Genomic DNA, 23,580 nt, shown 5'->3' on the forward strand with positions numbered 1-23,580 from the left:
GGGCAGGCACGAGCCTCGTTTTCGCGCGGAACATCCGCCAAGCCTGGCGGAAAAAAGCTCCGTTGCGACGCCCCTTGGCAAGAGGGCGCGCATTCTAGGCAGCCGCCACGCGCCATGCCGCCGAAGCCGCCCAAAACAGGCTCGCACAAGCGGTCTTTCACCGCCGTCGAGCGTAGCGCTGCAAGCCTTGGGCCGCGCTTGTCTGGTTTTATAGAAAAGGGAGCAAAAATGAAGGGCCAATAATGCCGCTTAACGCTGTTTTTATCGGGGTTTATAGCTACAGATTCAAGAGCAAAAAATAGTTTATCTATTTCATGCTCTTACGGCCAGGCTTTGAACAGGCGCTTACGGCCTGCCGTCTGCCGCGTTGCGGGCGAAGACGAGCAGCGTGTCGCCCTTGTCCGTGGGGCGGGGCACTTCCAGGCGCTGCGCCCATTGCTGTTGCGAGGGGCTGGCTGTCAGCGGGGCAATCAGCCACGGGCAGGTGGCGGGCGCGTCAAAGCGCGGCAGCGGCTCCAGCTGCCAGCCGCCATGAAAGCGCAGGGCCGCCAGCTGGGTGGCGTTGAGCGCAAACGTATTGACGCACGCGCCCTGGCCGACGATGGCCGCCACGCTGCGCACCTGCGCGGCCAGGCTGCGGCCATAGTCCAGCGCGGGTAGCCACAGCGTCATCAGCAGCAGCCAGCACAGCGTGGCGCCGGCGGCGGGCAGCACCAGGCTTTTCCACAGCGCGGCGCGGTGGCGGCCCGTGCGCCAGCGCGCCAGCCAGGCCCAGGCCAGCGTGGCCGCCAGCGCCGCCAGCAGCGCGGGCCACTGGAAAACCGGCTCAAAGCCCGGCGCCAGCCGCGCCACATTGGCCGCCGGTTTGGCGGGCACGCCCGTTTGCAGCGAAATCCAAACCACCCAGATCACGATGGCCCAGCCGCTGAAAAACAGCACGGTGAACCAGTCAATGAGCGCTGCCATGCCGCGCCGCAGCGTGGGCAGCGCCAGCGCCGCCAGCGCCGCCAGCGGCGGCAGCGCCGCCAGCAGCGAGCGGTCACGCGCGGGCGTGAACACCGCCGCCAGCATGGCCATGCCGGCCATCATCAGCGGCAGGCCCAGGTGGCGCTGCTGGCGCGGGCGCGGCAGCTGGGCGCGCCAGCGCCACAGCGTCCACAGCGCCAGCGGCCAAATGGGCCAGGTGAACCAGGCAAACAGCCGCGCCAGAGAGCGCCACTGCGCCGCCGCCAGCGGCCACGTGATTTGCCAGCGCCACAAGCCCAGCCGCCAGCCCAAGGCCGCGCTGGCCAGCATGGCCGCCAGCGTGGCCAGCAGCAGGCGGCGGCGCGCGCCTGCCTGCAAGGCGTTGGCAGGCGCGGCGGCCTGCCAGCCCGGCCACAGTTGCGCCAGCACCGCTGCCGCGCCATATGCCAGCGCCAGCGTGGGCGCGCCCGACAGCGCCAGCGCAGGCAGCCCCAGCAGCGTGGCCGCCACCGCCGCGCGCGGCTGAAAAGGCATGGCCGCAAAGCCAAAAAACACCAGCGCCGTAAAACACAGCTGCGCCAGCGCAGGCGTGGTCTCGTGCGCCAGCTGCGCCATGCCCAGCGTGGCAATGAGCGCCAGCAGGCTGCCATCGGCCAGCGCACGGGCGTAATCGCGCGGCTGCGCCTCGCCGCCAAACGCCAGCGCCACGGGCTGCGCGCCGGGCAGGCGGGTCAGGTTATAGGTGGCGTACCAAGTGGCCGCCAGCGTGCCCGCCAGCATCAGTGCAAACGGCAAACGCACGGCCACATCAGGCGCCAGCCAGCCGGCCGTGGCTTTGAGCGCGAGCGCGCCCAGCCAGTAAGGCAGCAGCGCGGCCACATCGGGCGACAGGCCGTCGAGCTGCGGCGCCAGCCAGCCCGAGCGCCCTTCGGCCATGGCCTGCATGAACCCGAAAGAAGCCAGGTCATCGCCTTTCCACGGCTGCCGCCCCACAAAGCCCGGCAGCACATAGGCCAGACACAGCAGCCACAAGGCCAGCCTGGGCAGCCGGCGGGCCGCTTCTTGCGTAACGAGGGCGGGGCGGGGGGTATTCACGTGCGAAAAGGCGGGGAAAGTGACGGACGAAAGGCCGGGATTGTCGCCGCGCCCGCGCTTGGCTCATGGCTGCGCCTTTGCATTCAAGAAGCTGTTCAAGGCGCTTCGATGATGCAAAGACAGGAGCAATTCAAATGGGCCGGAAATGCCTTCTGCGCTGCATGCACCAGGACATCATGCTATGGATAGAGGAGCGTGCCAGTCTGCTTTCTCCCCTCGCCTGCCGCCCTTTCGCGGCCCAGGCCGTGCATGGCTCGATTCACAACCTCGCGCGGCTATCATCCTTGCGCCATTCATAAGTGGCTCTGCTTATTCTGAAAGGAGGCCTTCAATGTTTCGCCGGATGATTTCGCCCAACTGGAAAACCCTGGCCGTGTGCTGCGGCGCATGGGCGGCTTGCGCCAGCATGGCCCAGCCCGTGCAGATGACGCCGCAGGCTGCGCCTGTGCGCCAGCAGGCGGCTGAACTGCTGGCGCCCGGGCAGCAGGCGCTCACGGCCTGGCGCTGGCGCTTGCAGGCCGTGCGCGGCAAGGATCGCGCCTGGTTCACGCGCGCTGCCGCCGCCCTGTCTGAACCGGTGGTGCTGCGCTTTGACGAGGCTGCCGTGAGCGTGGCCGCTCCCTGCAACCAGTTGCGCGGGCGCTATCTGCTTTCAGGCGAACGCATGCTGATTGAGCCGCTGATGGGCACCAAAAAGGGCTGTGCCGACGCCCGCTTGATGGCGCTGGAAGACCGTCTGGAGCAAATCCTGCCCACCGTGAAGGATTGGCGGCTGCAAACCGCACGCCAGCAGAGCGGCCAGCCTGCGGCGAGCTTGCGCCTGCGCTTTATCAACGGCAGCGAGTGGCTGCTGCAAGGCGAGCCTGCTGGCGCGCCAGGTTCGCTTTGACGCCAGCGGCGCGCGCACCGTTTTGCGCGTGCGCCGCCAGCCCTTGGGAGCTGGCTATGTGCGGCAAGAGCGCATCAGCTACGGGATGGAGCCATAGGGAGCCATAGGGAGCCACAAGCCGGAAGCGGCGGGCCGCCTTGTTGATGGCAACGGTGCTTTGGATTTGCTCCTTTATCCGTAGCATGACGTCCTAGTGGAATCTGCGCGAGGCGGCATTTCGATACCCCTGAATCCGCTCTTGTTTTTGATGCCGCTCGCCCCTTCGGGCGGATGGCGGGGCGCAGCCGGGCCGGTTTTCAGCCGCGCGCGATTTTGAAAACCGCCGTGCCCGCCAGCAGGTTGGGCAGGCGGCGCACGGGGCGGCCCTGATGCAGGCCGAAGGCGTCGAGGATTTGCAGGCCGTTTTTGCGGGCGAGGATTTCAAAGTCCTTGAAGGTGCCTACGCGGATGTTGGGCGTGTCGTACCACTGGTAGGGCAGGCGGCGGGTGACGGGCATGCGCCCGCGCAGCACGGCCAGGCGGTTGGGCCAGTGGGCGAAGTTGGGAAAGGCGATGATGCCCACGCGGCCCACGCGGGCGGTTTCGCACAGCATGGTTTCGGCGTTGCGCAGGTGCTGGAGGGTGTCGATTTGCAGCACGGCGTCAAAGCTCTGGTCGCCAAAGTCGGCCAGGCCTTCGTGCAAGTTGAGCTGGAGCACGTTCACGCCGCGCTGCACGCAGGAGAGCACCTTGGCGTCGTCGATTTCAATGCCGTAGCCCGTGCAGCCGCGCTCGCGCATGAGGCGCTGCATGAGCGCGCCGTCGCCGCAGCCCAGATCGAGCACGCGCGCGCCTTCGGGCACGAGGCTGGCGATGACTTGCTGAATGGCGGCGTCGCTCATGCCGTGCCTCCTTGGGCTTGCGCCGGGGTGTCGATGCGGTTTTCAAAATACGAGCGGATGAGGCGCATGTAGCGCGCGTCGTCCAGCAAGAAGGCGTCGTGGCCGTGGGGGGCGTTGATTTCGGCGTAGGCCACGTCGCGGCGGTTGTCCAGCAGCGCCCGCACGATTTCGCGGCTGCGGGCGGGGGCAAAGCGCCAGTCGGTGGAAAAGCTCACGAGCAAAAAGCGCGCTTGCGTGCCCGCCAGCGCAGCGGCCAGGCTGCCGCCGTGGGCGCGGGCGGGGTCGAAGTAATCCAGCGCGCGGGTGATGAGCAGGTAGGTGTTGGCGTCGAAGTAATCGCTGAATTTTTCGCTCTGGTGGCGCAGGTAGCTTTCAATCTGGAATTCCACGTCTTGCGTGGAGTAGCGGTAGCCGCTGGCGTGGCCGGCCACGGCCTGGCGCAGCTGGCGGCCAAATTTGGCGTTCATCACGTCGTCGCTCAAATAGGTGATGTGGCCGATCATGCGGGCGATGCGCAGGCCGCGCTGCGGCACCACGCCGTGGCGGTAGAAGTGGCCGCCGTGAAAGTCGGGGTCGGTGATGATGGCGCGGCGCGCCACTTCGTTGAAGGCCAGGTTTTCGGCGGTGAGGTTGGGCGCGCTGGCAATCACCACGGCGTGGCGCACGCGCTGCGGGTATTGCAGCGTCCAGCTGAGCGCCTGCATGCCGCCCAGGCTGCCGCCCATGACAGCGGCCAGCTGCTCGATGCCCAGCGCGTCCAGCAGGCGGGCTTGCGCGGCCACCCAGTCTTCCACGGTGATGACGGGAAAGTCCGCCCCCCAGGCCTGGCCCGTGGCCGGGTTGATGTCTTTCGGGCCGGTGGAGCCAAAGCACGAGCCGAGGTTGTTGATGCCGATGACGAAAAAGCGGTTGGTATCCACCGGCTTGCCGGGGCCGACCATGTTGTCCCACCAGCCCAGGCTGCGCGGCTGGCCCGCGTATTCGCCCGCCACGTGGTGCGAGGCATTGAGCGCATGGCACACCAGCACGGCATTGCTGCGGCTGGCGTTGAGCTGGCCGTAGGTTTCGTAGGCCAGCTGATAGCCGCCCAGGCTGGCGCCGCTTTGCAGCGCCAGGGGCGCGTCAAAGCGCATGGTCTGCGGCGTGGCAATGAAAGTCATGAGGCAAGAAAAAAACCCGGTTGCGCCAAAAGGCGGAACCGGGCCGGATTTCCGTCATTTAGCAGCATTTGTCAGAACTGGTTCAAAGCCTGTTTGTGAGGGCAGACTCTGAACCGGTTCTCGGAAGCGCCCGCAAGCAGGAAAGCAAATCGGCGCGTGAAAACGAAAGGGCGGCCAGTATAGCCAGCCGCCAGACGGCCCGGCCCAGCCGGATTCACTCTGAAAAAAGGAGCGAATTCAAGCGGCCTTTTTGGCCTGAGGTCCTAGAGAAACGAGCGCAGGCAGCTATCGTAAAAAGAGCGAAATCTTGCTATTCCAGCCCCATGCGCCAGCCCAGCAGGGCAGCCAGGCCCAGCGCCGCGAAGACGGCGGCGCACGCCAGGTGCACGGCGCGCAGGGGCAGTTTCTTCATCAGCCGCTCGCCAAAGCACACCACGGGCGCATTGGCCAGCATCATGCCCAGCGTGGTGCCGGCAATGACGGCCAGCGCTGCATCCGGGTGCTGCGCGGCCAGGGCCACGGTGGCCAGCTGGGTTTTGTCGCCCATTTCGGCCATGAAGAACACGGCCAGCGTGGCGCCGAACACGCCCCAGACGCCCCAGCGCGCGGCCCGCGCGGGCTGCTGGTCGTCATCGAGCTGGTCAGGCGCCATCATCCAGCCCGCCATCATGATGAAAGACAGGCCCAGCGCCCAGCGCAGCGCATCGGGCGCAAGCTGCGTGGTCACCCATGCGCCCAGCGCTCCAGCCAGCGCGTGATTGGCCAAGGTGGCGGCAAAAATGCCCAGCGCGATGGGCCAGGGCTTGCGAAAGCGCGCGGCCAGCAGCAGCGACAAAAGCTGGGTTTTATCGCCCATTTCGGCCAGCGCGACGATGCCGGTGGAAAGGAAAAAAACGCTCACGGAAGACGGTGCGAAACGCAGGGCCGCGCGATTGTAAAAATATTCGTTTGACGTGGATATTTGAAATATATGCAGGGGCATAATGCCCGCCGCGCGCGAGAGCGCGTGCGTTTTCCCGGTGTTTCTTCTTGGCCCTCGGGGGCGTTGGCAGACTCCATCCGGTTTTTTTCTTTTTCACCTTGTGTATTTCGAGGAGCGCCTTCGATGGGCAACAAACTTTATGTCGGCAATCTGCCGTATTCCGTGCGCGACGCCGAGCTGGGCCAGGCTTTTGCCGCGTTTGGTTCCGTGGTCAGCGCCAAAGTGATGATGGAGCGCGATTCCGGCCGCTCCAAAGGCTTTGGTTTTGTGGAAATGGGCAGCGACGCCGAGGCGCAAGCCGCCATTGAAGGCATGCACGACAAACCCCTGCAAGGCCGCAATCTGGTCGTGAACGAGGCCCGCCCGATGGAGCCGCGCCCGCCGCGCGCCAGCTTTGGCGGCGGGCGGCGCGATGACCGTGGCGGCTACGGCGGCTTTGGCGGCGGCAATGACGGGCGCTTCCGCAGCCCCTATGGCCCCGGCCCGCGCGGCAATGGCGGCTTTGGCGGCCGGCGCGACGATCGCGGCTTTGACCGTGGCGATCGCGGCGAATACTGATCGGGCCAAGTTCCCGGCAAAGGCCGGCGCGGTTTTCGCGTCCGGCCTTTTTTGCGCCTGCGATAGCGGCGCAAGCCATGAAGCCGCGCAAGGCGGGGCATGTGAAAATCCCGCGCCATGACCGCCCCGAATGCCGCTCTGAACGCCGGATCCAACGCCACTTTGAACGCAGATGCCGCCGAGCTGGACAAATTTGCCGCCCTGGCCCACCACTGGTGGGACGCCGGGGGCGAATTGGCCACGCTGCACCACATCAACCCCTTGCGGCTGAACTGGATTGACGCGCAGCGCCCGCTGCAAGGCGCGCGCGTGCTCGATGTGGGCTGCGGCGGCGGCATTCTGGCCGACGCCATGGCCCGCAAGGGCGCTGAAGTGCTGGGCATCGATCTGGCCGAAAAATCCTTGCAGGCCGCCCGGTTGCACGCGCTGGAGGCCGAAACGCCGCGCGTGAGCTACCGCGCCGTGGCCGCCGAGGCGCTGGCCGCCCAGGAGCCCGCTTCGTTCGACGTGGTCACGTGCATGGAAATGCTGGAGCACGTGCCTGATCCGGCCGCCATCGTGGCCGCCTGCGCCGCGCTGGTCAAACCCGGCGGGCAGGTGTTTTTTTCCACGCTCAACCGCAACCCCAAATCGTGGCTGATGGCCATTGCCGGCGCGGAATACGCGCTGCGCCTGCTGCCGCAGGGCACGCATGACTACACCCGCTTCATCCGCCCCAGCGAGCTGGCGGCCTTTTGCCGCGCTGCCGGGCTGAGCGTGCAGCGCGTCTCGGGCCTGCACTACAACCCGCTCACGCGCCGCTGCTGGCTCACGCCCGATGCCAGCGTGAACTACATGCTCTCGGCGCTGCGCCCTGCGTGAAAAGCGCTTTTTTGCCTTACCAGCCCCTCATCCCACAAAAAAACATGCAAACCGTCAAAACCGAACTGCTGGACGCCCTCAAAGCCGCGCTGGAGGCGCTGCTGCCCGGCGCAGGCGACAAAGCCGCGTTTGAATCGCCCCGGCAGGCCGCACATGGCGATCTGGCTTGCACCGCCGCCATGCAGCTGGCCAAGCCGCTCAAAAGCAACCCGCGCGCCGTGGCCGAACAGCTCAAGGCCGCGCTGCTGGCCACGCCCGCCTTTGCGCGGTGGGTGGATGCGCTGGAAATCGCCGGCCCCGGCTTCATCAACATCCGCCTCAAGCCCGCCGCCAAGCAGCAAACCGTGCGCGAAGTGCTGGCGCTGAAAGAAAACTACGGCCAGCAAGCGCAAACCAAAGGCCGCGTGCTGGTGGAATTCGTCAGCGCCAACCCCACCGGCCCGCTGCACGTGGGCCACGGGCGGCAGGCCGCGCTGGGCGACGCCATCTGCAACCTGCTGGCCTCGCAAGGCTGGCAAGTCACGCGCGAGTTCTATTACAACGACGCGGGCGTGCAAATCGACACCCTCACCACTTCCGTGCAACTGCGCGCGCAGGGCATCAAGCCCGGCGATGCCAACTGGCCCGAAGCCGCCTACAACGGCGACTACATTCAGGACATTGCCAACGACTTTCTGGCCCGCAAAACCGTGCAGGCCGATGACCGCAGCTTCACCGCCAGCGGCGACGCCAGCGACCGCGAAGGCATCCGCCAGTTCGCCGTGGCCTACCTGCGCCGCGAGCAAGACCTGGACCTCAAAGCCTTTGACGTGCGCTTTGACAACTACTACCTCGAATCCAGCCTCTACAGCAGCGGCCGCGTGCAAGCCACGGTGCAAAAGCTCATCGCCAGCGGCCACACCTACGAAGAAGGCGGCGCCCTGTGGCTGCGCACCACCGACTTTGGCGACGACAAAGACCGCGTCATGCGCAAGCAAGACGGCACCTACACCTACTTCCTGCCCGATGTGGCCTACCACATCGCCAAATGGGAGCGGGGCTTTCACAAGGCCATCAACATCCAGGGCACCGACCACCACGGCACCATCGCCCGCGTGCGCGCGGGCCTGCAAGCGGCGGGCGTGGGCATACCCCAGGGCTACCCCGACTACGTGCTGCACACCATGGTTCGCGTCATGCGCGGCGGCCAGGAAGTCAAGATCAGCAAACGCGCGGGCAGCTACGTCACCTTGCGCGACCTGATCGAGTGGACCAGCAAAGACGCCGTGCGCTTTTTCCTGCTCTCGCGCAAGCCCGACACCGAATACACCTTCGATGTCGATCTGGCCATCCAGAAAAACAACGACAACCCCGTTTACTACGTGCAATACGCCCACGCGCGCATCTGCTCCGTGCTGGACGCCTGGGGCGGCGAGCGCGCCGCGCTGGCGCAAGCCGATCTGGCTGCGCTCGACACCGCCGCCGCGCAAGCGCTCATGCTCAAACTGGCCGAATACCCGGCCATGCTTGCCGCCGCCGCGCAAGACTTCGCCCCGCACGATGTCACCTTTTATTTGCGCGAACTGGCCGCCAGCTACCACAGCTACTACGACGCCGAGCGCATCCTGGTCGATGACCAGGCCGTCAAAACCGCCCGCCTGGCGCTGGTAGCCGCCTGCGCGCAAGTGCTGCGCAACGGCCTGCAACTGCTGGGCGTATCCGCCCCGGAGCGCATGTGATGCACGCCCAACCCGCCTTCTTCGCCCCCTCGCCTTCACCCTCGCGCCAGCTTGGCGGCACGCTGCTGGGCCTGATTCTGGGCATCGTCATCGGCCTGGGCATCGCCCTGGGCGTGGCCCTTTACATGGCCAAAGTGCCCGTGCCCTTCATCCACAAAGCCTCCTCGCGCAGCACCGAACAAGACGCCGCCGAAGCCGAACGCAACCGCGACTGGGACCCCAACACGCCCCTGCACAGCCGCTCGGCGGGCGGCGCTGTCACGCCCATGCCAGCCGCGCGCTCCGGCAACAACGCGCCTTCGCGCCCCGTGCCCGCGCCAGCGGAAGTCAGCCGCCCGGCCACGCAGACGGCGCCTGCGCCCACCCAGGCGCAGCAAACCACTTCGTCCGACCCGCTGGGCGACTTCATCGCCGCACGCGCCGCGCGGCAAAGCCAGCAGCGAGCCGGGCAAGAGCAGACCGTGGCTTCCGCCTCGCCCATCATGGCGGGCGAGCCTTTCATCTACTTCGTGCAGGCAGGCGCCTTCCGCGACCAGGACGAGGCCGAAGCCCAGCGCGCGCGCCTCACGCTGGCAGGCATACAGGCGCGCGTGACCAGCCACGAGCAGGCGGGCCGCACGGTTTACCGCGTGCGCATCGGCCCCTTCCAGAAGAAAGACGAAGCCGACAGCGCCAAGGAGCGCGTGGTCAGCAGCGGCTTTGACGCCGCGCTGGTGCGCGTGCAGCGGTAAGCGCCTGCCCCTGCGCTGCTCCTGATACAGAAGCGAATTCAGGCCCCCGAAAAATACGTTTGCCGCTTATTTGACGGGGAGGTCATGCTATTGATACAGAAGCAAGAATACCGGCGCATCTTCACCAGAAAAGCGGCCTGTCCTAATGGCCGTCCCGCATGCCGGGAACTTGCCGCCCGCTCCTGCTTCTCAGCCCCCCTTTCAACCCGCCCAAAAAAGGAAAAACAGACCATGAAACGCCGTGATTTCGCGCTCACTGCCGCAGCTGCCGCCACGCTGGCCGCGCTGCCCGCCGCCTTCGCGCAAGGCCAGCCCTTCACGCCCAAGGAAGGCGAGAACTACCTCGTCGTCAATCCCGCCGCTCCGGTGGATACGTCCGCTGGCAAAGTGGAAGTCGTCGAATTCTTCTCCTACGGCTGCCCCCACTGCCGCGACTTCGAGCCGATATTTGACAAATGGGCCGCCGCCCAGCCGCAGGATGTGGTGGTGCGCCGCATGCACGTGGGCTTTTCCAATGCCTTTGAGCCGCTGCAGCGCATCTTCTTCGCGCTGGAGGCCATGGGCCTGAATGAAAAAGTCCACACCGAAGTCTTCAACGCCATCCTCAACGAGAAAAAGCGCCTGAACACACTGGAAGAGGTGCAGCCCTGGATGACCGAGCGCGGCGTGGATGGCGCCAAATTCGCCGCCGCCTACAAATCCTTTGGCGTGGCCAGCAAGATCAGGCGCGCCATCGAGCTGCAAGACGCTTACCACGTGGAGGCCACCCCCAGTTTCGGCATCGCCGGGCGCTACTACATGGACCCCGGCATGACCAAGGGCTTTGACGGCATGCTGAAAACAGCCGACGCGCTCATTGCCAAGCTGCGCAAATCCGGCGGCCAGTAAGAGCCTGCGAGCTGCTCGCCTGCGGCCTGCGGCAGCCGCTGCGGGATGATAAAAAAAGGAGCGAATCAAGAGGGTCAAAATGGCCTTTCGCGCAGTATCCACTAGGACATCTTGCTCCCAATACAGGAGCAAAAACAAGGCTGTGTGCCCCGCTCCTTGAACAGGCTCGCGACGCCGCTTCAGCATTCGCCTCGGCGGTTTTTGGGCCTCTGCCGCAAGCGGGCGCGGCCAGGCAATCCTTGAGGGCGCGGCCCCTACAATTTGTGTCAGCCCTCAACCCGCTCCTTCATTCCTGCTTTCATGCCGCGCCTGTCTGTTTTTTCTTCTCCCTTTTCGCGCCTGGCCCCGCTGGCGCTTGCCGCCTTGCTGGCTTGCGCGGGCGCGCAGGCTGAAAAGGCCGATCGCGACCAGCCCATGAACATCGAGGCCGACGCCTTGAGGCATGAAGAAAAAAGCCAGACCAGCACCTTCACCGGCCATGTCGTGCTCACCAAGGGCAGCATCCTCATGCGCGGCGCGCGCCTGCAAGTGCAGCAGGCCGGCGATGGCCAGCAAAGCGGCACGCTCACGGCGGAAAAAGGCGAGCGCGCGTTCTTTCGCCAAAAGCGCGACGGCGCAGATGAATACATTGAAGGCGAAGCCGAAACCATTGAATACGACAGCCGCGCCGACACCGTGCGGCTTCAGGGCCGCGCGCGCATGCGCCGCCTCGAAGGCGCAAAGCTGGCCGATGAAGTGACGGGCGCGCGCATCACCTACAACAGCGCCTCGGGCGTTTACACCGTCGATGGCGCGCCGCAAGGCAAGGCTGGCAAGGGCGAGCGCATCCGCGCCACGCTCGGCCCCAGAGGCGCTGGCGCCCAGCCCGCCCAGCCCGCCGCGCTGCGCGGCAGCTCCAGCCTGTCCAAAAAGCCGTGAGCGAGTCTGCTTCCAACCTCACGGCGCCCGCGCCTGCCAGCTCGCTGCAAGTGCGCAACCTGCGCAAGCACTACGGCGCGCGCCGCGTGGTGCAAGACGTGTCGCTCACCGTCAAAAGCGGCGAGGTGGTCGGCCTGCTCGGCCCCAACGGCGCGGGCAAGACCACATCGTTTTACATGATCGTCGGCCTGCTGCGCGCCGACGCGGGCAGCATCACCATTGATGGCCGCGCCATCGAAAAAATGCCCATTCACCAGCGCTCGCGCCTGGGCCTGTCTTATTTGCCGCAAGAAGCGTCCATCTTCCGGCGGCTGACGGTGGCCGAAAACGTGCGCGCCGTGCTGGAGCTGCAACGCGGGCCGGACGGCCGCCCGCTGCCCGCGCCTGAAATCGAGCGCCGCCTGGACGAGCTGCTGAAGCAGCTTTCTGTTTCCGAACTGCGCGACACCCCCGCGCCGGCGCTTTCGGGCGGCGAGCGGCGGCGCGTGGAAATCGCGCGGGCGCTGGCCACGCAGCCGCGCTTCATCCTGCTGGACGAACCCTTCGCGGGCATCGACCCGATTGCCGTCATTGAAATCCAGCGCATCGTCACCTTCCTGAAAGAGCAAGGCATCGGCGTGCTGATTACCGACCACAGCGTGCGCGAAACGCTGGGCATTTGCGACCACGCCGTCATCATCAGCGAAGGCCGCGTGCTGGCCGCTGGCACGCCCGCCGAAATCGTCGCCAACCCCGACGTGCGCCGCATCTACCTGGGCGAGCACTTCCACCTCTGAAGGCCGCAAGCCAAGTGAGCACCGGCCTGTCACTGCGCGTCTCGCAGAACCTTGCCCTCACGCCCCAGTTGCAACAAGCCATCCGCCTGCTGCAACTGTCCACCGTCGATCTGGAGCGTGAAGTGCAAACCATGCTCGACGAAAACCCCTTTCTGGAGCGCGCCGACGACGCCGCCCCGCGCGAAGAATTCGGCCTGGCGCGCGCCGATGCCCCCGTGAGCGAAGGCGACCGCAGCAGCGAGGCGGCCGCCAGCAGCGACGGCGGAAACGACGGCGAAGGCAGTGACAGCGAAACCGCCGCCCCCGACGACTGGGACGGCGACGGCAGCAGCGACCTGGCCCCTGACGACGGCGAATGGGGCGGCGAAGCTCCCGCCCGCCAGCCGGGCGACGACACGCTCGACCCCGCCGAACGCGCCAGCCTGCAAGAAAGCCTGACCGAACACCTGCACCGCCAGGCGCTGGCCCTGCGCCTGGCGCCCGAAGACATGGCTGCGCTGCGCTTTCTCATCGAATCCGTCGATGACGACGGCTACCTGCCAGACTCCCTGGCCCAGCTGGCCGCCACCCTCATGGACGACGACGACGGCGTGGAAGAAATGCAGGAACTCGTGCACCGCTTCACCCTGGCCCTGAAGCTGCTGCAATCGCTGGAACCCACGGGCGTGGGCGCGCGCAACCTGCCCGAATGCCTGGCCCTGCAACTGAAAGAACGCCTGGGCGCGTCAGACCCGAGCGATCCCGGGCGGGCGGCCATCGAAAACGCGCTGAAGCTCTGCACCCGCCACGGCGCGCTGGAGCTGCTGGCCCGCCGCGACACGCGCCGCCTGGCCGCGCAACTGGGCATCAGCGAAGACGAGCTGCGCGCCGCCCAGGCCGTCATCGCCCGGCTCGAACCCAAGCCGGGCCGGCGCTTTGCCAATGCAGAGCGCGAAATCATCGTGCCCGATGTCATCGTCACCGCCAGCGGCAGCGGCCCCACGCAGAAATTTCACGTACGCCTCAACCACGACCTCATCCCGCGCCTGCGCGTGCACGACGCCTACGCTAGCGCCCTGCGCGGCAGCAAAAATGCCGATCTGGGCCAGCGCCTGCAAGAAGCGCGCTGGTTCGTGCGCAACGTGCAGCAGCGCTTTGACACCATCTTGCGCGTGGCCGAACTCATCGTCGAGCGCCAGCGCGGCTTTTTCGTGCATGGCCCCATCGCCATGCGCCCCATGCTCCAGAAAGACATCGCTGAAGCGCTGGGCGTGAACGAATCCACCATCAGCCGCGTCACCACCGCCAAATACATGGCCACGCCGCAAGGCACCTTCGAGCTGAAGCACTTTTTCAGCTCGTCGCTGGGCACCGAAGCGGGCGGCAGCGCCTCTTCCATCGCCGTGCGCGCGCTCATCAAGCAATTCATCGAAAACGAAAACCCCGCCCAGCCCCTGCCCGATGGCCAGATTGCCGATTTGCTGAAAGAGCAAGGCATCGACTGCGCCCGCCGCACCGTCGCCAAATACCGCGAGGAAATGCACATTCCCGCCGCGCCCCAGCGCAGGCACAAGGGCTGAAAGCTTGCTGGAGCCTGCTGGCAAACAGGCCCCCAGGGCCTGCGCCATGAGCCAGACCGGGCGCAACGATGGCCAAAAGCCATGCTCTCCGGCTGGCTCCATCTGCCAAGCCGCCTTGAAAAGAAGGAGCAAATTCAAGGGGGTCGAAAAGCTGCCTGGCGCAATTTCTACTAGGACCTAATGCTATTGTTTGAGGAGCTGATTTGACTGCTTCAGCGGCTATTCCACCGTGACGCTTTTGGCGAGGTTGCGGGGCTTGTCCACGTCGGTGCCGCGCGCCACGGCGGTGTGGTAGGAGAGCAGTTGCAGCGGCACGGCGTGCAAGATGGGCGAGAGCAGGCCGTAGTGCTCGGGCATGCGGATGACGTGCAGGCCCTCGCCGCTTTCAATGCGCGTGCCGGCATCGGCCAGCACGTAGAGCACGCCGCCGCGCGCGCGCACTTCCTGGAGGTTGCTTTTGAGCTTTTCGAGCAGCGCGTCGTTGGGGGCAACGGTGACGACGGGCATGGCGCTGGTCACGAGCGCGAGCGGGCCGTGCTTGAGTTCGCCAGCGGCATAGGCTTCGGCGTGGATGTAGCTGATTTCCTTGAGCTTGAGCGCGCCTTCTTGCGCGATGGGGTAGTGCAGGCCACGGCCCAGGAAGAGGGCGTTTTCCTTGCTGGCGAACTGGCTGGCCCAGGAGATGATTTGCGGCTCCAGCGCGAGCACGGCTTGCAAGGCGGCGGGCAGGTGGCGCAAGGCCTTGAGGTGGGCGGCTTCGTCGGCGGCTGGCAGGCGCGCGCGCGTTTTGGCCAGGGTGAGCGCAAGCAGAAACAGCCCCACAAGCTGGGTGGTGAAGGCTTTGGTGGAGGCCACGCCGATTTCAACGCCCGCGCGGGTGAGCAAGGCCAGGCGGCATTCGCGCGCCAGGGCGCTGGCGGCGACGTTGCAGATGGCGAGGGTGTGCGCCATGCCCAGGCTTTGGGCGTGGCGCAGGGCGGCCAGGGTGTCGGCGGTTTCGCCGCTTTGGCTGACGGTGACCACGAGCGTGCGCGCATCGGGCACGGACTGGCGGTAGCGGTATTCGCTGGCGATTTCCACGCTGCAGGGCAGGGCGGCAAGGGCTTCGATCCAGTCGCGCGCCACGCAGCCGGCGTAGTAGCTGGTGCCGCAGGCGAGGATGAGCACGCGCTCGATTTGTGCGAAGGCGCCGGCGGCGTCGCTTTGGCCGCTAGCGCCGGTTTTGTCGAACAGGGCAGGGGTGACGGCCTGCACGCCTTCGAGCGTGTCGGCAATGGCGCGGGGCTGCTCGAAGATTTCTTTTTGCATGTAATGGCGATACGGCCCCAGTTCGACCGCGCCGCCGCTGGCCGGCACGGTTTGCACGGGGCGGCTGGCGGCGTCCAGGCGGCGGCCCCGGGCGTCGGCAATCCAGTATTTGCCGGGCTGCACGTCGGCGATGTCGCCTTCTTCCAGGTAGATGATTTGGTCGCTCACGCCCGCCAGCGCCAGGGCGTCGCTGGCCAGCCAGGTTTCGCCGTGGGCTGTGAGGCCCAGCACCAGCGGCGAGCCAGCGCGTGCGCCAATCAGGCGATGGGGTTCATCGCGGTGCAGCACGGCGATGGAGTAGCTGCCGCGCAGGTGGGCGCAGGCAGCCTGCACGGCTTCAAGCAGATCGCCCTCGTAGAGGCTGTCGATGAGGTGGACGATGACTTCGGTGTCGGTCTGGCTGGCGAAGCGGTAGCCCCGGGCCTGAAGGCGCGCGCGCAGCTCTTCATGGTTTTCGATGATGCCGTTGTGCACCAGCGTGACGCGGCCCTGGGCGTCATCGCCTGTTTGCGCGAGCGGCCCCATGCTGAAGTGCGGATGGGCGTTGTCAATGGCGGGTGCGCCGTGTGTGGCCCAGCGCGTGTGCGCGATGCCGGTGCAGCCGTGCAGGTTTTCGGCCTGCGCCTGGCGGGCCAGATCGGCCACGCGCGCGATGCCGCGCACCCGCGCCAGCCCGCGCCCGGTGTGCACGGCCACGCCGCAGGAGTCGTACCCCCGGTATTCCAGCCGCTGCAAGCCCTGTATCAGCAAGCCCACGATGTCGCGCGAAGAAACCGCGCCTACGATGCCGCACATGTTTTCTATCCTTTTGAACGGGTGAGATGCGAAGGGGCGATGCTAGGCGCTATGAGATGAAATGTGCTGTTGAAAAATCGGTTTTTAAGAATTCAAATTTCATTTCAGGATGAATGTGAAATCTGATTTCGTGAAAATATCTTTTATGGAAGAAGCGGAACTGGATGCGGTGGACTGGGCTTTGCTGGATGCCTTGCAGCAGGATGCGGCTTTGAGCAATCAGGCGCTGGCCGCGCGCGTGCATGTGTCGCCGCCCACGGCTTTGCGCCGCGTGCGGCGTTTGCATGAGCTGGGGCTGATTGAGCGGCAAGTGGCCGTTCTCAATGAAGACGCCGTGGCGCGGCGGCTGGGGCATGGGCTGAGCGTGATTGCCGAGGTGTCGCTGGACCGGCAGGGCAGCGAGTGGCTGGATGCCTTTGAGCGCCGCGCCGTGCAGGAAGCGGCCGTGCAGCAGTGCTGGCGCGTTTCGCCGGGGCCGGATTTCGTGCTGGTGCTGCGCGTGCGCGACATGCCCGGCTGGCATGCGCTGGCCCAGCGTTTGTTCACGCAGGATGCCAATGTGCGCAACGTGAAGACGTTTTTCGCCGTGCATCGCGGCAAGTTTGAAACGCGCCTGCCCCTTGACAAAGAGAAGGAGGCGGGCCGCTAAACAGGTCTGATTGCATTACAATCTGCCGCTTTTGCTTTTCTTGGAAGGACGCTTGACGGGCGTTCTTTCGTCTTTTCACGCTAGGGAAATATCCAATGCCAACCATCAATCAACTGGTGCGTCAGGGGCGGACGGTCGAGAAGATCAAGTCCAAAAGCCCCGCGATGCAAGACTGTCCGCAGCGCCGGGGCGTCTGCACCCGCGTTTACACCACAACGCCCAAGAAGCCGAATTCGGCCCTGCGCAAAGTCGCCAAAGTGCGCCTGACCAATGGTTTCGAGGTCATCTCCTACATCGGCGGCGAAGGCCATAACCTGCAAGAGCACTCGGTGGTGCTCGTGCGCGGCGGCCGCGTGAAGGACCTGCCGGGTGTGCGCTACCACATCGTGCGCGGCTCGCTCGACTTGCAAGGCGTGAAAGATCGCAAGCAGGCGCGTTCCAAGTACGGCGCCAAGCGTCCGAAGAAGGCTTGAGCGTCTTTTTCGCAGTGAGTGAATCAAAAAAGGTGTCTGAATCGGAAGGCTGACGGCCCGGATTCAGGCGTAGTGATCGAAGACAAAGATCGAGTAAGTGCAGGCCCCGGATGGACCTGCGAGGCAGCCAGGCCAAACATGACGCGCCCCGGCTGTCGGCTGAAGCAAATGAGGTGAAAACATGCCACGTCGTCGCGAAGTTCCCAAGCGTGAAATCCTGCCGGATCCCAAGTACGGCAATGTCGAGCTGTCCAAGTTCATGAACGTCATCATGGAAGGCGGCAAAAAAGCAGTGGCCGAGCGCATCATTTATGGTGCGCTGGAACACATGGAAAAGAAAAGCGGCAAAGACCCGCTGGAGCTTTTTTCCACGGCCATCAACAACGTCAAGCCCGTGGTGGAAGTCAAGTCCCGCCGTGTGGGTGGCGCCAACTATCAGGTGCCCGTGGAAGTGCGTCCGGTGCGCCGTCTGGCGCTGTCGATGCGCTGGATCAAGGAAGCAGCCCGCAAGCGTGGCGAGAAATCCATGGCTTTGCGCCTTGCCAATGAACTGCTGGAAGCCAATGAAGGCCGTGGCGGCGCCATGAAAAAGCGCGATGAAGTGCACCGCATGGCCGAGGCCAACAAGGCATTCAGCCACTTCCGCTTTTGAGCATCAAGTCGTTCCCGTTTTAGTTGTTTGAAATGCGGCCCGCCACTGTGCGGGCCTGCATGTTTCAAGAAAGAGATTCATCATGGCTCGCAATACCCCCATCGAGCGCTATCGCAACATTGGCATTTCTGCGCACATTGACGCTGGCAAGACAACGACCACCGAACGCATCTTGTTTTACACAGGTGTGAATCACAAGCTGGGCGAGGTGCATGACGGCGCTGCCACCATGGACTGGATGGAGCAGGAGCAAGAGCGCGGCATCACGATTACTTCGGCGGCCACGACCTGCTTCTGGAAGGGCATGGATATGTCCTATCCGGCTCACCGCTTCAACATCATTGACACCCCGGGCCACGTGGACTTCACGATTGAGGTTGAACGTTCCATGCGTGTGCTGGACGGCGCCTGCATGGTGTATTGCGCCGTGGGCGGTGTGCAGCCGCAGTCTGAAACAGTTTGGCGCCAGGCCAACAAATACAAAGTGCCGCGTCTGGCTTTTGTAAACAAGATGGACCGCACGGGCGCCAATTTCTTCAAGGTGGTCGAGCAGATTCAAACGCGCCTGAAAGGCAATCCGGTGCCCATCGTCATCCCCATTGGGGCGGAAGAGAACTTCCAGGGCGTGGTGGATTTGCTCAAGATGAAAGCCATCATCTGGGATGAAGCCAGCCAGGGCATGAAGTTCGAATACAAGGATGTTCCGGCAGAACTTCTGGATACCGCCAAGGAGTGGCGCGAAAAGATGGTGGAGGCTGCGGCTGAAGCCAACGAGGAGCTGATGAACAAGTACCTGGAAGAGGGCGGCTTGTCAGAAGATGAGATCAAGCAAGGCTTGCGTCAGCGCACGATTGCCACGGAAGTTCAGCCCATGCTTTGCGGCACGGCCTTCAAGAACAAAGGCGTGCAGCGCATGCTGGATGCGGTGATCGATTTTCTACCTTCGCCAGTGGATATTCCGCCGGTGGCTGGCACCGATGAGGATGAGCAGCCTGCGACCCGCAAGGCGGATGATGGCGAGAAGTTCTCTGCGCTGGCTTTCAAATTGATGACGGATCCTTTTGTGGGGCAGCTGACCTTCGTGCGCGTGTATTCAGGCGTTCTGAAGAAAGGCGACACGGTGCTCAATACCGTCAAAGGCAAGAAAGAACGTATCGGCCGTATCGTGCAGATGCACGCCAACAACCGCGAAGAAATCGAGGAAATCATTGCAGGCGATATTGCTGCCTGCGTGGGCTTGAAGGAAGTGACGACAGGCGAAACGTTGTCTGATCCATCGGCGCCTGTCATCCTGGAGCGCATGGTGTTCCCCGAGCCTGTGATTGCCCAGGCGGTGGAGCCCAAGTCCAAGGCTGACCAGGAGAAGATGGGCATCGCCTTGTCGCGCCTGGCTGCTGAAGATCCGTCGTTCCGTGTGCGCACGGATGAAGAGTCTGGTCAGACCATCATCGCCGGCATGGGCGAGCTGCACCTTGAAATCATCGTGGATCGCATGAAGCGCGAGTTCAATGTGGAGGCCAATGTGGGCAAGCCCCAGGTGGCTTACCGCGAGACTGTGCGCAAAGCAGTTTCCGATGTGGAAGGCAAGTTTGTGCGCCAATCAGGCGGCAAGGGCCAGTATGGTCACGTTGTGTTCCGCCTGGAGCCCAACGAGCCGGGCAAGGGCTTCGAGTTCATCGATGAAATCAAGGGTGGCGTCGTGCCGCGCGAATACATCCCTGCAGTGCAAAAGGGTGTGGAAGAAGCATTGACCAGCGGCGTGCTGGCGGGCTACCCCGTTGTTGACGTGAAGGTGGCGCTCACCTTCGGCTCATACCACGACGTGGACTCGTCTGAACAGGCGTTCAAGATGGCTGCCATCTTTGGTTTCAAGGAAGCGGCACGCAAAGCCAATCCTGTCATTCTGGAACCCATGATGGCGGTGGAAGTGGAAACGCCTGAAGAGTACGCTGGCACGGTTATGGGCGATCTTTCAAGCCGCCGTGGCATGGTTCAGGGTATGGACGATATGGTGGGCGGTGGCAAAGCCATCAAGGCGGAAGTTCCGCTCTCCGAAATGTTTGGCTATGCAACTTCGTTGCGCTCCATGACGCAAGGTCGCGCCAACTACACGATGGAATTCAAGCATTATGCAGAGGCGCCCAAGAATGTAGCCGACGCCATCATTGCGGCGCGCGCCAAATAAGCGTTTCTGGAAAGGACTGCCAGTGTTCGCGACAAGCGGGCTTGGCAGTGCTTTCATTTTGGCGAGCGATGTGCTTGCCAAGTCTGCGATGTGGAGTCCGCGTTGCGCCCGTGCGATGCGATCAATGGCATTCAGATGCAGACTTGAAACCAGTACGCGGGCATTGTTCATTCAATTCAGTAAAGGAAAGCCATCATGGCGAAAGAGAAATTCGAGCGGACGAAGCCGCACGTAAACGTAGGCACGATTGGTCACGTTGACCACGGCAAGACCACGCTGACGGCGGCGATCACGACTGTGCTGTCCAAGAAGTTTGGCGGCCAAGCTAAAGCTTATGACCAGATTGACGCTGCTCCCGAAGAAAAAGCGCGCGGCATCACCATCAACACAGCGCACGTGGAATATGAAACGGCCACACGCCACTACGCCCACGTGGACTGCCCTGGTCACGCCGACTACGTCAAAAACATGATCACTGGTGCGGCCCAGATGGACGGCGCCATCCTTGTTGTCTCTGCCGCTGACGGCCCCATGCCGCAAACGCGCGAACACATCCTGCTGTCCCGTCAAGTGGGCGTGCCCTACATCATCGTCTTCCTCAACAAAGCCGACATGGTTGACGACGCCGAGCTGCTCGAGCTCGTGGAAATGGAAGTTCGCGAACTCCTCTCCAAATACGAATTCCCTGGCGACGACACCCCCATCATCAAAGGCTCCGCCAAACTCGCCCTGGAAGGCGATACAGGCGAGTTGGGCGAACAAGCCATCCTGAAGCTGGCAGATGCTCTGGACAGCTACATCCCCACGCCTGAGCGCGCGGTGGACGGCACCTTCCTCATGCCCGTAGAAGACGTCTTCTCCATCTCTGGTCGTGGCACCGTGGTCACTGGCCGCGTGGAACGCGGCGTCATCAAAGTTGGCGAAGAAATCGAAATCGTCGGCATTCGCCCCACACAGAAAACCACCTGCACCGGCGTCGAAATGTTCCGCAAACTGCTGGATCAAGGTCAAGCAGGCGACAACGTCGGCATTTTGCTGCGCGGCACCAAGCGCGAAGAAGTGGAGCGTGGCCAGGTTCTGGCCAAGCCGGGCACCATCACGCCGCACACGCACTTTACTGGCGAGGTCTATGTGCTCAGCAAGGAAGAAGGCGGCCGTCACACACCCTTCTTCAACAACTATCGTCCTCAGTTTTACTTCCGCACCACGGACGTCACAGGCTCTATTGAGCTGCCTGAAGGCAAGGAAATGGTCATGCCTGGCGACAACGTGAGCATCACGGTCAAGCTGATTGCGCCGATTGCCATGGAAGAAGGTCTGCGCTTTGCCATCCGCGAAGGCGGCCGCACGGTGGGCGCTGGCGTGGTGGCAAAAATTATCGAGTAAGGCGAGTGTCGAGATGCTCAAGCAAAAAATCCGTATTCGCCTTAAAGCGTTTGACTACAAGCTGATCGATCAATCTGCCGCTGAAATTGTTGATACAGCCAAACGCACTGGCGCTGTCGTCAAGGGGCCAGTGCCATTGCCAACGCGCATGCGCCGTTTCGACATCTTGCGCTCGCCGCATGTGAACAAGACAAGTCGCGATCAGTTTGAAATTCGCACGCATCAACGCTTGATGGATATTGTCGATCCGACCGACAAAACGGTCGATGCTTTGATGAAACTTGATCTGCCTGCGGGCGTTGATGTTGAGATCAAGCTGCAATGACGCAGCTTGACAGCAGTGAACTGACGATGAAGGGTGTCTGAAACGCAAGTTTGCTGCTATACTTCTCCTCTTGCCTTGAAGCAACTCTTAACTTTTTGAGTGCTTTGAGGCAAGTCGTTCAACCCTCTTTCGCGCATCAACACACGGGCCAATTGCAGAACGTGTGGCGAAAGTTCAGGAGCTATAAATGAGTCAAAGCAATCGTTTAGGGTTGCTTGGGCGTAAGGTTGGCATGACGCGTTTTTTTACCGATGATGGCGAATCTGTTCCCGTCACGGTGGTGGATGTGTCTAACAATCGTGTGACCCAAGTTAAAACCCAAGAAAATGACGGATATGTCGCTATTCAGGTGACGTTCGGTTCGCGTCGTTCCTCTCGTGTTACCAAGCCGCAAGCGGGGCACCTCTCTAAAGCAGGAGTGGAGGCTGGAGAGATTGTTCGTGAATTTCGCGTTGATGAGGCGGTGGCGAGTAAATATCCCGCAGGGGCCGTTTTGCCGCTTGCGGATATATTTGCGAGCGGTCAGAAAGTGGATGTTCAGGGAACATCTATCGGCAAGGGTTATGCGGGTACGATAAAGCGTCATAACTTTGGGTCGCAGCGCGCTTCTCATGGCAATAGTCGCTCGCATAATGTTCCTGGTTCTATCGGCATGGCCCAGGATCCGGGACGGGTTTTCCCCGGTAAAAAGATGACGGGGCACTTGGGGTGCGAATCCGTCACAACCCAAAATCTTGATCTGTTTCGTGTGGACGCTGAGCGTCAATTGCTGCTCATTAAAGGAGCTGTTCCGGGTTCCAAAGGTGGTTTTGTAACGGTGCGTCCCGCCATCAAAAATCGGTCGGCTGCCAAAGGAGATGCTCAATGATGCAAATTGACCTTCTTAATGAGCAAGGGCAGGCTGTATCGAAGTTGGATGTGCCCGAGACTGTTTTTGGTCGCGAATACAATGAGGCACTGGTACATCAGCTGGTGGTTGCTTATCAGGCAAATGCCCGTCAAGGGACTCGTGCGCAAAAAGATCGCGAGGCGGTTCGCCATTCTACTAAAAAGCCTTTTCGTCAAAAAGGAACGGGTAACGCTCGCGCTGGTATGACGTCTTCGCCTCTGTGGCGTGGGGGCGGACGTATCTTTCCGAATTCTCCGGAAGAAAATTTCGGCCAGAAAATCAATAAAAAAATGTATCGTGCTGGAATGGCTTCCATTTTTTCGCAATTGGTACGCGAGGGGCGTATTGCTGCTGTTGAGTCCATAAAGCTGGATGCGCCGAAGACCAAATTGTTTGCGTCTAGGCTCAAGGCAATGAATCTACCTGAAACGGTTTTGCTAATTGCTGACGAAGTGGATGAGAATCTGTTTTTAGCCTCTCGTAATCTCGGCGGTGCGCTGGTGGTAGAGCCGCGTTATGCAGATCCTGTTTCGCTGGTGCATTATAAAAAAGTGCTGGTTACTAAAGGCGCTGTCGAAATGCTGAAGGAGATGTTCTCATGAGCCGAGTTAATCCGACTCCCGCAGAACGCAAGTTTGACGAAGGGCGCTTGATGCAAGTTCTTGTTGCGCCTGTCGTTTCGGAGAAGGCAACCCTTGCTGCGGAAAAGTCTAACGCAGTAGTTTTTAAGGTGCTTCAGGATGCCACCAAGCTAGAAATAAAGGCTGCTGTCGAGTTGATGTTTCCGGTGAAAGTGCAAAGCGTTTCTGTTGTTAATGTAAAAGGCAAGGCCAAGCGTTTTGGTCGAAGCATTGGCCGCCGCTCCAACGTGCGCAAGGCCTATGTGTTGCTGAAAGAGGGGCAAGACCTCAACTTTTCCGGGGAGGCTGCGTAATT

Annotated in this window: 23 protein-coding genes and 1 riboswitch; of the genes, 18 read left to right on the plus strand and 5 right to left on the minus strand. The window is 63.0% G+C overall.

Annotated features, from left to right (window positions below; translation table 11 throughout):
- Positions 1-3: 3 nt before the first annotated feature.
- Positions 4-82, minus strand: a riboswitch (S-adenosyl-L-homocysteine riboswitch).
- Positions 83-345: 263 nt separating this feature from the next.
- On the minus strand, positions 346-2,061 hold the full coding sequence (locus C1720_RS06215; RefSeq protein WP_102283602.1) for a glycosyltransferase family protein: 1,716 nt from the start codon (positions 2,059-2,061) through the stop codon (positions 346-348).
- A gap of 331 nt (positions 2,062-2,392) precedes the next feature.
- Here C1720_RS06215 and C1720_RS06220 point away from each other — a divergent pair, with 331 nt between their 5' ends.
- Positions 2,393-2,950: an META domain-containing protein gene (locus tag C1720_RS06220; protein WP_158241651.1), complete on the plus strand. Its 558-nt coding sequence runs from the start codon at positions 2,393-2,395 to the stop codon at positions 2,948-2,950.
- Positions 2,951-3,246: 296 nt separating this feature from the next.
- Here the strand turns inward: C1720_RS06220 and metW are convergent, their stop codons facing one another.
- From metW to C1720_RS06235, 3 genes are all read right to left on the minus strand, one after another.
- The gene (metW, locus tag C1720_RS06225) at positions 3,247-3,831 is read right to left on the minus strand and encodes a methionine biosynthesis protein MetW (RefSeq protein ID WP_050715145.1); all 585 of its coding nucleotides are present in this window, start codon (positions 3,829-3,831) and stop codon (positions 3,247-3,249) included.
- Entirely contained in the window at positions 3,828-4,991 is a 1,164-nt protein-coding gene (gene metX / locus C1720_RS06230; protein ID WP_102283604.1) for a homoserine O-succinyltransferase MetX, read from the minus strand. Before metX ends, metW begins: the two co-directional genes overlap by 4 nt.
- Positions 4,992-5,301: 310 nt before the next feature.
- Positions 5,302-5,892 (minus strand): TMEM165/GDT1 family protein, encoded by a 591-nt coding sequence (locus tag C1720_RS06235; protein ID WP_102283605.1) that lies wholly within the window; start codon positions 5,890-5,892, stop codon positions 5,302-5,304.
- Between the two features lie 204 nt (positions 5,893-6,096).
- On the opposite strand from C1720_RS06235, the gene rbp reads away from it, so the two are divergent.
- The 8 genes from rbp (at position 6,097) to rpoN (ending at position 13,982) form a co-directional block, all read left to right on the plus strand.
- A complete protein-coding gene (rbp, locus tag C1720_RS06240) occupies positions 6,097-6,531 on the plus strand; it encodes an RNA-binding regulator (RefSeq protein WP_050715143.1) in 435 nt (144 codons plus the stop codon).
- Positions 6,532-6,648: 117 nt separating this feature from the next.
- Positions 6,649-7,392, plus strand: coding sequence for a bifunctional 2-polyprenyl-6-hydroxyphenol methylase/3-demethylubiquinol 3-O-methyltransferase UbiG (gene ubiG, locus C1720_RS06245; RefSeq protein WP_050715142.1), 744 nt, complete (start codon positions 6,649-6,651; stop codon positions 7,390-7,392).
- 44 nt (positions 7,393-7,436) lie between these two features.
- Positions 7,437-9,110 (plus strand): arginine--tRNA ligase, encoded by a 1,674-nt coding sequence (gene argS / locus C1720_RS06250; protein ID WP_102284541.1) that lies wholly within the window; start codon positions 7,437-7,439, stop codon positions 9,108-9,110.
- Positions 9,110-9,841 (plus strand): SPOR domain-containing protein, encoded by a 732-nt coding sequence (locus tag C1720_RS06255; protein ID WP_102283606.1) that lies wholly within the window; start codon positions 9,110-9,112, stop codon positions 9,839-9,841. Before argS ends, C1720_RS06255 begins: the two co-directional genes overlap by 1 nt.
- Positions 9,842-10,072: 231 nt before the next feature.
- Entirely contained in the window at positions 10,073-10,729 is a 657-nt protein-coding gene (locus C1720_RS06260) for a thiol:disulfide interchange protein DsbA/DsbL (RefSeq protein WP_050715140.1), read from the plus strand.
- 300 nt (positions 10,730-11,029) lie between these two features.
- Positions 11,030-11,647 carry a lipopolysaccharide transport periplasmic protein LptA gene (lptA, locus tag C1720_RS06265; protein WP_102283608.1) on the plus strand — a complete coding sequence of 206 codons (618 nt, stop codon included), beginning with the start codon at positions 11,030-11,032 and terminating at the stop codon, positions 11,645-11,647.
- Positions 11,644-12,423, plus strand: coding sequence for an LPS export ABC transporter ATP-binding protein (gene lptB, locus C1720_RS06270; protein WP_050715138.1), 780 nt, complete (start codon positions 11,644-11,646; stop codon positions 12,421-12,423). The genes lptA and lptB overlap by 4 nt, the downstream gene beginning before the upstream one ends.
- Before the next feature lie 14 nt (positions 12,424-12,437).
- Complete coding sequence (gene rpoN / locus C1720_RS06275; RefSeq protein WP_102283609.1) at positions 12,438-13,982, plus strand: RNA polymerase factor sigma-54; 1,545 nt, start codon at positions 12,438-12,440, stop codon at positions 13,980-13,982.
- Between the two features lie 219 nt (positions 13,983-14,201).
- Here rpoN and glmS read toward each other — a convergent pair whose 3' ends face one another.
- A complete protein-coding gene (glmS, locus tag C1720_RS06280; RefSeq protein WP_102283610.1) occupies positions 14,202-16,085 on the minus strand; it encodes a glutamine--fructose-6-phosphate transaminase (isomerizing) in 1,884 nt (627 codons plus the stop codon).
- A 145-nt stretch (positions 16,086-16,230) separates the two neighbouring features.
- On the opposite strand from glmS, the gene C1720_RS06285 reads away from it, so the two are divergent.
- The 9 genes from C1720_RS06285 to rplW all read left to right on the plus strand — a co-directional run bounded on the left by C1720_RS06285 (position 16,231) and on the right by rplW (position 23,578).
- The gene (locus C1720_RS06285) at positions 16,231-16,734 is read left to right on the plus strand and encodes an Lrp/AsnC family transcriptional regulator (protein ID WP_050715135.1); all 504 of its coding nucleotides are present in this window, start codon (positions 16,231-16,233) and stop codon (positions 16,732-16,734) included.
- Between the two features lie 95 nt (positions 16,735-16,829).
- A complete protein-coding gene (gene rpsL / locus C1720_RS06290) occupies positions 16,830-17,207 on the plus strand; it encodes a 30S ribosomal protein S12 (protein WP_050715134.1) in 378 nt (125 codons plus the stop codon).
- Positions 17,208-17,388: 181 nt separating this feature from the next.
- Positions 17,389-17,859 (plus strand): 30S ribosomal protein S7, encoded by a 471-nt coding sequence (rpsG, locus tag C1720_RS06295; RefSeq protein ID WP_050715133.1) that lies wholly within the window; start codon positions 17,389-17,391, stop codon positions 17,857-17,859.
- 82 nt (positions 17,860-17,941) lie between these two features.
- Positions 17,942-20,044 carry an elongation factor G gene (fusA, locus tag C1720_RS06300; RefSeq protein WP_102283611.1) on the plus strand — a complete coding sequence of 701 codons (2,103 nt, stop codon included), beginning with the start codon at positions 17,942-17,944 and terminating at the stop codon, positions 20,042-20,044.
- A 195-nt stretch (positions 20,045-20,239) separates the two neighbouring features.
- A complete protein-coding gene (tuf, locus tag C1720_RS06305) occupies positions 20,240-21,430 on the plus strand; it encodes an elongation factor Tu (protein ID WP_050715131.1) in 1,191 nt (396 codons plus the stop codon).
- A 13-nt stretch (positions 21,431-21,443) separates the two neighbouring features.
- A complete protein-coding gene (rpsJ, locus tag C1720_RS06310; protein ID WP_050715130.1) occupies positions 21,444-21,755 on the plus strand; it encodes a 30S ribosomal protein S10 in 312 nt (103 codons plus the stop codon).
- A 187-nt stretch (positions 21,756-21,942) separates the two neighbouring features.
- The gene (gene rplC / locus C1720_RS06315; protein ID WP_102283612.1) at positions 21,943-22,623 is read left to right on the plus strand and encodes a 50S ribosomal protein L3; all 681 of its coding nucleotides are present in this window, start codon (positions 21,943-21,945) and stop codon (positions 22,621-22,623) included.
- Positions 22,623-23,246 carry a 50S ribosomal protein L4 gene (rplD, locus tag C1720_RS06320; protein ID WP_102284542.1) on the plus strand — a complete coding sequence of 208 codons (624 nt, stop codon included), beginning with the start codon at positions 22,623-22,625 and terminating at the stop codon, positions 23,244-23,246. Before rplC ends, rplD begins: the two co-directional genes overlap by 1 nt.
- Positions 23,243-23,578 (plus strand): 50S ribosomal protein L23, encoded by a 336-nt coding sequence (gene rplW / locus C1720_RS06325; RefSeq protein ID WP_050715128.1) that lies wholly within the window; start codon positions 23,243-23,245, stop codon positions 23,576-23,578. Before rplD ends, rplW begins: the two co-directional genes overlap by 4 nt.
- The last annotated feature ends 2 nt before the right edge of the window (positions 23,579-23,580 follow it).

Origin of the sequence: Ottowia massiliensis (genome assembly GCF_900240305.1) — a bacterium.
Taxonomy (GTDB): domain Bacteria; phylum Pseudomonadota; class Gammaproteobacteria; order Burkholderiales; family Burkholderiaceae_C; genus Ottowia; species Ottowia massiliensis.

What these genes read in the sequence shown, in the direction of transcription:
- C1720_RS06220 (WP_158241651.1), top strand. Translation starts at nt 2,393, where the DNA reads ATGTTTCGCCGGATGATTTCGCCCAACTGGAAAACCCTGGCCGTGTGC.
- metW (WP_050715145.1), bottom strand. Translation starts at nt 3,831, where the DNA reads ATGAGCGACGCCGCCATTCAGCAAGTCATCGCCAGCCTCGTGCCCGAA.
- metX (WP_102283604.1), bottom strand. Translation starts at nt 4,991, where the DNA reads ATGACTTTCATTGCCACGCCGCAGACCATGCGCTTTGACGCGCCCCTG.
- rbp (WP_050715143.1), top strand. Translation starts at nt 6,097, where the DNA reads ATGGGCAACAAACTTTATGTCGGCAATCTGCCGTATTCCGTGCGCGAC.
- ubiG (WP_050715142.1), top strand. Translation starts at nt 6,649, where the DNA reads ATGACCGCCCCGAATGCCGCTCTGAACGCCGGATCCAACGCCACTTTG.
- argS (WP_102284541.1), top strand. Translation starts at nt 7,437, where the DNA reads ATGCAAACCGTCAAAACCGAACTGCTGGACGCCCTCAAAGCCGCGCTG.
- C1720_RS06255 (WP_102283606.1), top strand. Translation starts at nt 9,110, where the DNA reads ATGCACGCCCAACCCGCCTTCTTCGCCCCCTCGCCTTCACCCTCGCGC.
- C1720_RS06260 (WP_050715140.1), top strand. Translation starts at nt 10,073, where the DNA reads ATGAAACGCCGTGATTTCGCGCTCACTGCCGCAGCTGCCGCCACGCTG.
- lptA (WP_102283608.1), top strand. Translation starts at nt 11,030, where the DNA reads ATGCCGCGCCTGTCTGTTTTTTCTTCTCCCTTTTCGCGCCTGGCCCCG.
- glmS (WP_102283610.1), bottom strand. Translation starts at nt 16,085, where the DNA reads ATGTGCGGCATCGTAGGCGCGGTTTCTTCGCGCGACATCGTGGGCTTG.
- C1720_RS06285 (WP_050715135.1), top strand. Translation starts at nt 16,231, where the DNA reads ATGGAAGAAGCGGAACTGGATGCGGTGGACTGGGCTTTGCTGGATGCC.
- rpsL (WP_050715134.1), top strand. Translation starts at nt 16,830, where the DNA reads ATGCCAACCATCAATCAACTGGTGCGTCAGGGGCGGACGGTCGAGAAG.
- rpsG (WP_050715133.1), top strand. Translation starts at nt 17,389, where the DNA reads ATGCCACGTCGTCGCGAAGTTCCCAAGCGTGAAATCCTGCCGGATCCC.
- fusA (WP_102283611.1), top strand. Translation starts at nt 17,942, where the DNA reads ATGGCTCGCAATACCCCCATCGAGCGCTATCGCAACATTGGCATTTCT.
- tuf (WP_050715131.1), top strand. Translation starts at nt 20,240, where the DNA reads ATGGCGAAAGAGAAATTCGAGCGGACGAAGCCGCACGTAAACGTAGGC.
- rpsJ (WP_050715130.1), top strand. Translation starts at nt 21,444, where the DNA reads ATGCTCAAGCAAAAAATCCGTATTCGCCTTAAAGCGTTTGACTACAAG.
- rplC (WP_102283612.1), top strand. Translation starts at nt 21,943, where the DNA reads ATGAGTCAAAGCAATCGTTTAGGGTTGCTTGGGCGTAAGGTTGGCATG.
- rplD (WP_102284542.1), top strand. Translation starts at nt 22,623, where the DNA reads ATGCAAATTGACCTTCTTAATGAGCAAGGGCAGGCTGTATCGAAGTTG.
- rplW (WP_050715128.1), top strand. Translation starts at nt 23,243, where the DNA reads ATGAGCCGAGTTAATCCGACTCCCGCAGAACGCAAGTTTGACGAAGGG.